Origin of the sequence: Thalassolituus sp. UBA6592 (assembly GCF_002433655.1) — a bacterium.
Lineage (GTDB): Bacteria > Pseudomonadota > Gammaproteobacteria > Pseudomonadales > Oceanobacteraceae > Venatoribacter.
Map to the genome: position 1 here is coordinate 1 of NZ_DJIO01000068.1, position 10,443 is coordinate 10,443.

A 10,443-nucleotide genomic window follows, 5' to 3' on the forward strand; every position below is an offset into this window, starting at 1 on the left:
TTGCAGTGAATGCCTTCTTTTTCCAGCTGCTCGGCTGCCTTAATACCTTCCCAGGTGGAAGCGATTTTAATCAGAATGCGGTCTTTACTGATGCCTTCCGCTGCGTACAGTGCAATCAGCTTATGCGCCTTGGCGATAGTGGCCTGCGTATCGAACGACAGACGTGCATCGACTTCGGTAGAAACAAGACCGGGCACCAGTTTCAGAATTTCAGTACCGATAGCAACGGCGGTTTTATCCACGGCGGCGGTGATAACATCTTCGTCACCGGCGTTGTCTTTGGCCCACAGTACGGCGTCGTCAATTAACTGGGAGTATGAGGGCAGTTCCGCCGCCTTCAGGATCAGTGAAGGGTTGGTGGTGGCATCTTCCGGCGTGTGCTGGCGGATGGCTTCAATGTCGCCGGTGTCGGCAACCACCACGGTCATGCTTTTTAATGCGTCCATTTTACTCATGTGAAATCCGGATCGTCTTCTGTGTCATGTTCAGTTTACGAACCCCCGATAAGAGCCGCTTTGTGCGAGTTGTCGGGGATTGTGCTGGTTACGCTCAGTCTTTAGTATAACCTTGCGGTTATGGAAACTTTTGCACTCAGCCGTACGAATTCATGGCGTGGCAAACATTCGTTCAAACAAAGATTTGCGAGGCATTATGAAAGCACTATACACGATTGCTTTGTGGATGTTCACAGCACTGGCAACGGCCGGGGAAACTGTTTGGATTGATGTGCGCACGGCGCAGGAATTTAATGCCGGCCACAAAGAAGGCGCAGTCAACATTCCCTTCGATGAAATTGCCCAGCGGATCGGCAAGCTGGCGCTTGAAAGCGACACGGATATCAAACTCTATTGCCGCTCCGGAGCCCGGGCAGGTGTCGCTCAGGCAACGCTGGAATCCATGGGGTACAGTGAGGTTGAGAATGTCGGCAGTCTGGGAGCAGCCCTGAACTACCAGGGCGCTGCTGAGTAGTTGCCAGTCTCTGTCTGCTGCTGAGTGGATTCAATAAGGCGTTTTATACCTAGCGAGAGGTGCCCGGCCGTGAGTTGCCAGGTCATGAATAGCCTGGCCGTAAATAAACTGCATGGCCGCTCAGCTCTGTTGCTTTGCCCGCAGCTCCGCTTCGGCAATAAATTCCGGCGGCGGAATCAGTGCCTGAAGCGCTTCTTCCAATACTTCAATGCCTGAGCCTTTGCGCGGTGCCTTCTCGCTCAGAATGCGGCGGTACAGACGCGCACCATACTGGCCGTTAAACAGCCCCAGAGTATGGCGGGTAATGTGGTGCAGCGTGGTGCGCTCGTCTTTGAGCTGCTCTTCAATGTATGGATACAGGCTGCGGATAATCTCCACTTTATCTGGACTTGCCGGCTGTGCACCGTAATACAGGGCGTCAACGTCCAGCATAACCGCCGGGTTGTGATACGCCTCCCGGCCCAGCATAACGCCATCGACGTGCTGCAGATGCTGTGCACATTCTTCATGGGTTTTGATGCCACCGTTGATCAGCACTTCCAGCTGCGGAAACTCCTGTTTGATGCGGTAAACCGTATCGTAATGCAGCGGCGGAATTTCGCGGTTTTCTTTGGGGGAGAGTCCCTGCAGAATCGCCTTGCGAGCGTGGATGATAAAGGTTTTGCAGCCAGTGTCCGCCACCTGACCGACGAAATCATGCAGCTGCTGATAGCTGTCCATGTCGTCTATGCCGATACGGTGCTTGATGGTCACATCAATGGCAGTGGCGTCCTGCATGGCTTTGATGCAGTCTGAGACCAGGGCCGGGTGTGCCATCAGGCAGGCGCCGATCATGTTGTTCTGCACCCGGTCAGACGGGCAGCCAACATTCAGATTGACCTCATCGTAGCCCCATTCCTCAGCGAACTGAGCGCATTGTGCCAGCGCCGCCGGATCGCTGCCGCCCAGCTGCAGGGCAACCGGGTGCTCTTCTTCGCTGTAGCGCAGGAAGCGCGAGCGGTCGCCATGAATCAGAGCGCCGGTGGTTACCATTTCCGTGTACAGCAACGCTTCTTTGCTCATCAGCCTCCAGAAGTAACGGCAATGTCGGTCAGACCACTCCATCATCGGAGCCGTCGAGAAGCGACGTGCCCCCGCTTTAAGGGTGGAAGGTGAGTGATTTACTGCGGGCTTGGAAGGCATAATCATACTGAATCTTTGGCTGTAAATTCCGCTGCCGTCGGGTAGCAGCTGGTCAGTAATTGTACATTGATCAGCTGCATTTATCGAAGGATTGGCCTGCGGGCTCAGGAGGCGCGCAAGGTACAGCAAAAAGGCGGGAGGGGCCAGCCTTCCGCCTTTGACCGAAGGGAGCTGACTCAGCGCAGACTGTTTTCCCTGAGGAACAGCACGGCATCCGGCAACCCTTCGTCCGCGGCCCGTTTCAGCCAATAGACGGCTTCTTCCTTATTGCTGTTGGTGCCAATGCCATAAAACAGGGCTTTGCCATAATGGTAGCGTGCCAGTGTGGCATAACCGGCTCCGTCTTCTGCGCTGCTGTCCGCTTCGACATGAGCGCCGCGTTTCATCAATGCGGTTGAGCGCTGAAGGTCCCGGGGAACAGACACTCCGGCTTCGTACATCTGCGCCAGCCAGATCATAGAGTAGACATCGTTCCAGCGTTCAATACAGTCATTGAAAATGGCCATGGCCGCTTCATGGTCACCCGTCTTTTCCGCGGCATAGCCATAGAGGCACTTAAAGCGATTGTTGGAATGAACGTAACTTTCATAGCTGAGGTCGCTGGTTTCTGCATGGGGCTGAGTATCTTCCGCTGCACCGGCGTAATGACTTAAGGCGAACAATGCACAGCCAGTCAAAAGAACCTGTCTGATGGTTTGCATAACAACCTCCTTGTGAAGAAATTCATTCTCAAACCATCCGTATTTCTTTCAGGCCGGTCAACGTACGGGAGCGTAAAGGCGACTAAAGTTCATCCTGTTGAGCGCAGTTTGCGACTTCCGGACCTGTTCCCTGGGCGGGTGCTGAAAGTGGGCTGGCAAGGGGGCGGGTGAGGTTGGGCTGGCGAGGGCGGGCCATCTTTTATATGGCCGCCTGGCTGGTGTGTGCTTGTGTGTGGGATTTGTGTGTGCGCAAAAGTGGGGGTAATTTATCTGCGTGATTCGGATCATTATTGAACAGAGTTGTCCAGGAATGTGGGGAAGAATGTGAGCAGTCAGGATATGAATAATCGGGTGCGCATGACCATCGGCGCGCAGGAGTCACAGTTTGTGATTGGTGGGCGGGATAACGTCATAATCTTACCCGTTGGTTATGAATTAATCAGCAGCCGCTATTTTCGTCATTCCCCGCCGACCTATGACGATATCGAATATGCCATTAATTACATCGAAGACGAAATTGAGCGGGTGGCTAAAGACATTCCCTATGATGGGTATAGTCTGGAAACCGATGTTGGATTTATCCGAAACCTTGCCCGGCTGAGCCTGTCGGTACCTGGCCTGAATGGCGATGACGACTCTATAACCGCTGCTGAGCAACCGCACCGGTTTTACCGTGATGATCTGGAGCGCCTGTTTGGCCGCTACGCTGAAATTGCAGCCGGTCGCCCAGCGCAGAGTGATGAGCCTGACACCTCTTCTGTGTTTTTCGCTCAGTTGCTGATATTCCGGGAGTACATGCATCACCTGAAATTTGGCTATATTCTCATCCGATAGAAGGTCTGCCCAAGAGAAATAAGGAGGTTTGTTGTGTCTGCTTTAGGTTCATGTTCCTGCGGAGCGGTCCGTTTTGAAATAACTCAGCCTTTCACGCATTTTTTTGTTTGCCACTGTTCTTTTTGCCAGAAAGACTCCGGGTCCGCCTTTGCTGCGAATCTCTTTACCCATGTCGGTGCGCTTAGATGGCTGGCAGGTGAAGAGCTGGTCTCCAACTTCCGTAAGGCTGAAACCAGGCATGTGCGCAGTTTTTGTTCGTGTTGTGGGTCTGCTGTAGCCAATGCCCAACTGGGTGGGGACCTCTGCATTGTGCCGGCTGGCAGTCTCGATCAGGCGCCAGCTATCCTGCCGGAAGCGCATTTGTTCGTTAATAGTGCTGCTGCATGGGAAGAAAGCCTGAGCACTCTGCCACGCTTTTCGGGCTTTCCGCAATAATAAAGGTGCATGACCTTTGTCAGTATGCGGTGTCGTTCGTCTGGGCCGGAACAGAATCGGGCAAGAATGAGCGAAGATTGTGCAGGTAAAAGGATGAACTATCAGGCTGTAATAGGACACCAAAAATCACGATTTACAATAACTGCAGAGCGACATATTGCAGTGTTTTTTATTAACAGGATAACCAGCAGGAGCCTTACATGAAAACCATCGGTTTTGCGGCACATTCTTCGGATGCCAATATGGTGCCTTACCACTTTGAGCGTCGTGACCTTCGTCCGAATGACGTTGCCATTGAAATTCTGTACTCCGGTGTTTGCCACTCGGATTTACACACAGTAAACGGCGATTGGGGTCCTCAGCCTTACCCTCTGGTTCCGGGTCACGAAATTATCGGACGCGTTCTGGAAGTGGGTTCGGAAGTAACCAAATACAAAGTGGGCGACAACGTTGGCGTTGGTTGTATGGTCGACAGCTGTCTGGAATGCGATCAGTGTCATAACCATGAAGAACAGTTCTGTCGTGAAGGTCTGACCCAGACTTACGGTTCGCCGGATCGTATTACCGGAGAGGTGAATCAGGGCGGTTACTCCAAGCATATTGTTGTGCGTGAAGAATTTGTTCTGCGCGTGCCAGACGGTATGGATATGTCCCGTGCGGCGCCGATCCTGTGTGCAGGTATTACAACCTATTCTCCGCTGCGCACCTGGGGTGTGAAAGAAGGCACCCGTGTTGGTGTTATTGGTCTTGGCGGTCTTGGCCATATGGCGGTAAAACTTGCTGTAGCAATGGGTGCAGAGGTTACTGTGCTCAGTCGCTCCACCAAAAAAGAAGAAGAGGCCAAAGCCATTGGTGCAAAAGGCATTCTGGCTTCCACCGATAGCGACGCGATGAAAGCCGCGCGCAATTCACTGGATCTGATTATTGATACCGTACCTGTTCAGCATAATGTCGATGCTTATACTCCGCTGCTGGATGTTGACGGCACGCTGGCCATCGTTGGTCAGGTGGGTCCCATGGAAAACTTTATGTCAGCATTCCTGGTGCTCGGTCGCCGTCGTGTGGCCGGTTCACTGATTGGAGGCATTAAAGAAACTCAGGAGGTTCTGGATTTCTGTGCAGAGCACGACATTTATCCGATTTGTGAAATGATTACTCCGGACCAGCTGAACGATGCCTACGCTGTTATGGAAAAAGGTGATATTGCTCACCGCTATGTTATGGATATGTCTGGCGTATCCGTTTAAGCGACGGGCGTACCATGCTTCTTTTATTTCAGACAGATGAAAGAAGCATAACAGATGAAAGAATGATCTGATCAGTGAGCTACGTGCAGTGATCAGTTTACGGGAAGCCCTGCAATGCAGGGCTTTTTTATGTTTGTGTCAGATTCTTTTCTGGTTTTTTGCCAATGGGTTTTTGCCAAGAGTTTTTCAGGGGCAATTGACCGGGCATTTACGTCGCCGGATTGCAGTAGCTCTGTCCGTAAAAGTTCCCGTCACTTTTCAGCGGTTCTGTGGCGCAGAAAACAGAGTTAAAAACAGCAGGCTGGTAGAGTGCACCTTGTTAATGATTGAGGAAACCAGTCTGATGAAATTACGTCCGTTTAATGGCTTGAAAATCGCCGCCATGTTATCAGGTGTTCTTTTGATCGCTTATCCGGCGATGGCGGATAAAGATAAACATGATCATAAAGGTGGTGATCTGCCGCCGGGGTTGGAGAAAAAAGTCCATAACGGTGGTTCTCTGCCGCCAGGCTGGCAGAAACGCGTTCATGTCGGGCAGCGCCTTGATCGGGATATCTATGATCACCATGAGATTGTGGTGCCGGTCGATGAAAACGGACTGCTTACCGTCAGAATTGGTGGCAAATTGATTCGTCTGATTGAAGCAACCCGGGAGGTTGTGGAGGTGCTGTAAGCGCTGCCACAGGCAGAATCCAATAGTGCGCCGTAGATATACAAAAACAGTCAGGGCGTTCTGTCGGGGTGTTATGTCCGGGTGCTCAATGCTTTATTGAACACCCGGATGTCGGTATTAACGATGCAGTATTAATGGAGCAGTATTAATTGCTGGTACTACTTGTTGGTATCCGTGCCGAGCAGTTGCTGGCAGGCTTTTTGGTAGCGGTTGCGCGCAATCAGCAGATGCCAGCGCTTACCGCCGACCTGACGCCAAAGGATGGCGGCGCGAATTCCGGCCAGTAATAAAGCCCGCACCTTATTTGCGGTATGGCTGTTCTGCAGGTAGGTAGGATTGCCGGTCACATGAATCCGGAAGCTCAGATTGCTCAGTGTGCTTTTGTACAGGTCGGCGAGGGCGGCAATGGTGTTTTCATGACCGATGGAAAAATGCTCTGCCTGACGTGATGCGGAATGTATGCCGTTACCCAGGGTTTTCAGCATATCCACGCGCTTGCTCAGTTTGCGCTCCAGCAACAGCAGACTCAGAGTGTAGCGCGTGACATCGGGATTAATATCGCGCCCTGTACGTCCGACAATGGAATTCAGGTGGTTCAGCCCAACACTGAGATTGACCCGGGCGTTGCCATAAATGTCGTGGAAATTTTCCGGCGACTGATTGAACACCGCCTGTAATAACGGATCGCTGGCATCACCGGAAATATCTCCAGTGCGTGCCAGTTGCTCGACAAGACTGGCGGCCTGTACGACGGCGGCGAGGGCGATAACCTGCTGTTGGTTCGGATTAATCATGATTTCCGGTCTGTTCAATAACGCCGCCGCCAAGGCAGCAGGCATCTGAATAAAATACTACCGACTGGCCAGGTGTGATCGCACGTTGCGGTTTATCAAACGTGACGTGATAGACACCATCAACTTTGTCGATAACGCAATCCTGATCATCCTGGCGGTAGCGTACTTTGGCCTTACAGCGCAGCGGGAGTTCCGGCTCATTATTAACCCAGAAAACCTGCTCCGTGGTCAGCCAGTCTTTAAACAGAAGAGGGTGGTTCTTACCCTGAACAGCGATCAGCACATTACGCTCAAGGTCTTTACCAGCGACAAACCAGGGTTCATCCGGATAGCCGGCCAGACCGCCAATACCCAGTCCCTGACGTTGTCCGAGGGTGTGATACATCAGACCCTGATGCTCACCAATATCTTCGCCTTTGTCGGTTTCGATGCGGCCAGGCTGTGCTGGCAGGTACTGTTTGAGAAAGTCTTTAAAACGCCGTTCGCCAATAAAGCAGATGCCGGTGGAGTCTTTTTTGGTGGCTGTTACTAATCCCTGCTCTTCAGCAATGCGGCGCACCTCTGGTTTTTCCAGCTCGCCTACTGGGAAAAGTGTCTGAGCTATCTCGGCTTCACCGACGGCGTGCAGGAAATAGCTCTGATCTTTGTTCGGATCCAGGCCTTTCAGCAGATAGGTGTGGCCATTGTCATCCAGCCGGCGGACATAATGCCCGGTTGCGATGAGGTCTGCGCCCAATACTTTGGCATACTCCAGGAACGCTTTGAATTTGATTTCGCGGTTACAGAGAATGTCCGGATTTGGTGTGCGCCCGGCTTTATATTCTGCAAGAAAGTATTCGAATACGTTATCCCAGTATTCGGCAGCAAAGTTAGCGGTATGCAGGTGAATACCCAGCTTGTCACATACCTGCTGAGCATCGGCCAGGTCTTCTTTGGCGGTGCAGTATTCCGTGCCGTCGTCTTCGTCCCAGTTCTTCATGAACAGGCCTTCCACCTGATATCCCTGTTCCATTAACAGGTAGGCAGAGACAGAGGAGTCAACACCGCCGGACATGCCGACAATGACTTTGGTTTCAGCAGGGGTTTTCATCATTCAGGAATGCTCAATAATCACTGACAGCGGGAATCGTTTGCCGCTGAGGTAGTCTTCGGCGCAGGTCAGAACCATACGCGAGCGCAGCGCATCGCTGGCGCGCAGTTCGTCGATGGTCATCCATTTCGGGCCGATAATGCCATCGTCCAGGGGCGCATTTTCGTCGTAACGGATCGCCCGGCCAAAAAGGCAATAACGGTGGTAGGTAATGTTGTTGGCCGGTGCCGTGTATATATAGAGCCCAACCAGGCCTTCCGGCTCGACGTGCCAGCCGGTTTCTTCCAGGGTTTCACGAACAGCCGCATCGACGACCGTTTCGCCGGGTTCTATGTGTCCTGCAGGTTGGTTGATTACCTGCTCACCCAGAGCAATTTCCTCAACCATCAGGAATTTACCATCTTGCTCAACGATGGTTGCAACCGTTGCGTGTGGTGTCCAGCGCTCGTTCATAACAATGCCTGTAAAAATCAATTGCTGATTCTACCTGAAAGGCCGGGGGCGGCTCAAACCGCAGTCCCGGATACTGCCTGCGGATTAACGGCGCCGGCGCAACGTGCTGTTGCGTGCGCTGTTGGTTTTTGCCTTGCTATTGCCCGAACCCCGCCTCCCGCGGGCTGTGCTGTCACTCTGCTGTGGCAGGTTGATCGTTTGCCTGCGGTACTCTCCAGGTCTCAGGTTTTCCAGTCGCCACGGGCCAATCGCTGCACGGACCAGGCGCAGGGTAGGGAAGCCGATGTGCGCAGTCATTCGCCGTACCTGGCGGTTACGTCCTTCGCTGATTCGTATTTCGAGCCAGGTGGTGACGTCATTTTCCCGTTTGCGGATCGGTGGGTTGCGTGGCCAAATGGCTGGTTCAGGTATAGTCTTGACTCTGGCTGGTCGTGTGGGTCCGTCCTTTAGGGTGACGCCCAGGCGCAGCGGCTCAAGATCGGACTCCTGAGGAGCCCCTTCGACCTGAACCCAATAGGTCTTTTCCATTTTGTGTTTCGGGTCGGCGATCTGTGCCTGCAGGCGTCCGTCATCTGTGAGCAACATAAGGCCCTCAGAATCGTAATCGAGACGACCAGCCGGATAGACATCGGACAGGTCAATAAATGCCTTTAATGTGCATCGTCCTTCCTGATCGCTAAACTGGGAAAGGACGTTAAAAGGTTTGTTCAAAAGGATGAGAGTGGCCATCAGAATGTTCACAAGGTTTTGTAAGAAAACTACTTATTCTTTGGTCTAGCTTGCATTTTTTGTAGAAAAACTACAAATTAGCGCCCGGGCCTGACTGGCCGCCGGAAACAATCCGGCCCGTATCTATCTAATATTACGGCAAACTTCCACCGGTTAAGAGCCGGGTGGAATTCGATCAGTGAGTGTGCAGCTAATCAGTTTAACCGGCCAAAAGCCAGTACTGCTGCCACTCAGGCGATACAGCAACCAGCACCTCACAGGAGCACCCATGTCGACTGATACCCCTAAGATTATTTACACGGAGACTGACGAAGCACCAGCTCTGGCTACGTATTCTCTGCTGCCGATCATCAGAGCATTTGCACAGCCTGCCGGCATTGCCGTTGAGACCCGCGACATTTCCCTGTCCGGCCGTATTCTGGCCACCTTTCCTGAATACCTGAAAGAAGAACAGCGTATTTCAGACGACCTGGCTGAGCTGGGTGAACTGGCTAACCGTCCTGAAGCAAACATCATCAAGCTGCCTAACATCTCTGCATCTGTTCCACAGCTTGTTGAAGCGGTTAAAGAGCTTCAGGCAAAAGGTTTTGCGGTTCCGGATTATCCGTTCGAACCGAAAGATGATAAAGAAAAAGATATCAAAGCACGTTACGACAAAATCAAGGGCAGTGCAGTAAACCCTGTTCTGCGTGAAGGTAACTCTGACCGTCGTGCGCCGTCATCGGTAAAAGAATTTGCCCGCAAAAACCCACACAGCATGGGTGCGTGGAGCAAGGATTCCAAAACTCACGTTGCACACATGGACCACGGCGATTTCTTCGGCAGTGAAAAATCCACTACCGTTAACGAAGATTCCGACGTTCGCATCGAGTTTGTTGCAGAAGACGGTTCCGTTACCGTACTGAAAGACAAAACAGCACTGCGTGCCGGTGAAGTTATTGATTCTTCCGTAATGAGCTGCGCTGCTCTGGAAGAGTTCTACGCGAAAGAAATTGCTGCAGCCAAAGAAGAAGGCGTTCTGCTGTCGCTGCACCTGAAAGCGACCATGATGAAGGTTTCTGACCCGGTCATCTTTGGTCACGCAGTAAAAGTATTCTTTAAAGATCTGTTTGCTAAATACGCAGAAACCTTTGAGAAGCTGGGCGTAAATCCGAACAATGGTTTCGGTGATGTTCTGGCGAAAATCAAAACCCTGCCGGATGCAGAGCGTGAAGCTATCGAAGCTGATATCAAAGCTGCATACGCAAACGGTCCTGAGCTGGCCATGGTTGATTCCGACAAAGGCATTACCAACCTGAACGTGCCAAACGACGTAATCGTTGATGCTTCTATGCCA

At 52.2% G+C, this 10,443-nt stretch carries 13 protein-coding genes; 6 read left to right on the forward strand and 7 right to left on the reverse strand.

Going from position 1 to position 10,443, the window contains the following annotated elements; genetic code table 11:
* A partial coding sequence (locus tag B2Z72_RS06670; RefSeq protein WP_297004410.1) for a transaldolase family protein occupies nucleotides 1-455 on the reverse strand: 455 nt, incomplete at its 3' end.
* 196 nt (nucleotides 456-651) lie between these two features.
* On the opposite strand from B2Z72_RS06670, the gene B2Z72_RS06675 reads away from it, so the two are divergent.
* Nucleotides 652-969, forward strand: a complete 318-nt coding sequence (locus B2Z72_RS06675; RefSeq protein WP_296980771.1) for a rhodanese-like domain-containing protein — start codon at nucleotides 652-654, stop codon at nucleotides 967-969.
* 120 nt (nucleotides 970-1,089) lie between these two features.
* On the opposite strand, the gene dusA is transcribed toward B2Z72_RS06675, so the two are convergent.
* The gene (gene dusA, locus B2Z72_RS06680) at nucleotides 1,090-2,157 is read right to left on the reverse strand and encodes a tRNA dihydrouridine(20/20a) synthase DusA (RefSeq protein ID WP_349681242.1); all 1,068 of its coding nucleotides are present in this window, start codon (nucleotides 2,155-2,157) and stop codon (nucleotides 1,090-1,092) included.
* Between the two features lie 170 nt (nucleotides 2,158-2,327).
* On the reverse strand, nucleotides 2,328-2,852 hold the full coding sequence (locus B2Z72_RS06685) for a hypothetical protein (RefSeq protein ID WP_296980770.1): 525 nt from the start codon (nucleotides 2,850-2,852) through the stop codon (nucleotides 2,328-2,330).
* Between the two features lie 339 nt (nucleotides 2,853-3,191).
* On the opposite strand from B2Z72_RS06685, the gene B2Z72_RS06690 reads away from it, so the two are divergent.
* The 4 genes from B2Z72_RS06690 (at nucleotide 3,192) to B2Z72_RS06705 (ending at nucleotide 6,041) form a co-directional block, all read left to right on the forward strand.
* Nucleotides 3,192-3,686, forward strand: a complete 495-nt coding sequence (locus tag B2Z72_RS06690) for a hypothetical protein (protein WP_296980768.1) — start codon at nucleotides 3,192-3,194, stop codon at nucleotides 3,684-3,686.
* 33 nt (nucleotides 3,687-3,719) lie between these two features.
* The gene (locus B2Z72_RS06695; protein ID WP_296980767.1) at nucleotides 3,720-4,121 is read left to right on the forward strand and encodes a GFA family protein; all 402 of its coding nucleotides are present in this window, start codon (nucleotides 3,720-3,722) and stop codon (nucleotides 4,119-4,121) included.
* 200 nt (nucleotides 4,122-4,321) lie between these two features.
* A complete protein-coding gene (locus tag B2Z72_RS06700) occupies nucleotides 4,322-5,368 on the forward strand; it encodes an NAD(P)-dependent alcohol dehydrogenase (protein WP_296980765.1) in 1,047 nt (348 codons plus the stop codon).
* A 133-nt stretch (nucleotides 5,369-5,501) separates the two neighbouring features.
* On the forward strand, nucleotides 5,502-6,041 hold the full coding sequence (locus B2Z72_RS06705; RefSeq protein WP_296980764.1) for a hypothetical protein: 540 nt from the start codon (nucleotides 5,502-5,504) through the stop codon (nucleotides 6,039-6,041).
* A 158-nt stretch (nucleotides 6,042-6,199) separates the two neighbouring features.
* On the opposite strand, the gene hflD is transcribed toward B2Z72_RS06705, so the two are convergent.
* The 4 genes from hflD to B2Z72_RS06725 all read right to left on the reverse strand — a co-directional run bounded on the left by hflD (nucleotide 6,200) and on the right by B2Z72_RS06725 (nucleotide 9,107).
* Nucleotides 6,200-6,835 carry a high frequency lysogenization protein HflD gene (gene hflD, locus B2Z72_RS06710; RefSeq protein WP_296980762.1) on the reverse strand — a complete coding sequence of 212 codons (636 nt, stop codon included), beginning with the start codon at nucleotides 6,833-6,835 and terminating at the stop codon, nucleotides 6,200-6,202.
* The gene (gene mnmA / locus B2Z72_RS06715) at nucleotides 6,828-7,925 is read right to left on the reverse strand and encodes a tRNA 2-thiouridine(34) synthase MnmA (RefSeq protein ID WP_414716349.1); all 1,098 of its coding nucleotides are present in this window, start codon (nucleotides 7,923-7,925) and stop codon (nucleotides 6,828-6,830) included. The genes hflD and mnmA overlap by 8 nt, the downstream gene beginning before the upstream one ends.
* A 3-nt stretch (nucleotides 7,926-7,928) precedes the next feature.
* On the reverse strand, nucleotides 7,929-8,378 hold the full coding sequence (locus B2Z72_RS06720) for an NUDIX hydrolase (RefSeq protein WP_296980759.1): 450 nt from the start codon (nucleotides 8,376-8,378) through the stop codon (nucleotides 7,929-7,931).
* Between the two features lie 84 nt (nucleotides 8,379-8,462).
* Nucleotides 8,463-9,107, reverse strand: a complete 645-nt coding sequence (locus B2Z72_RS06725; protein WP_296980757.1) for a pseudouridine synthase — start codon at nucleotides 9,105-9,107, stop codon at nucleotides 8,463-8,465.
* 268 nt (nucleotides 9,108-9,375) lie between these two features.
* Between B2Z72_RS06725 and B2Z72_RS06730 the strand changes: the two genes are divergently transcribed.
* Nucleotides 9,376-10,443: NADP-dependent isocitrate dehydrogenase (locus B2Z72_RS06730; protein WP_297004412.1), on the forward strand; the 1,068-nt coding region annotated here is incomplete at its 3' end.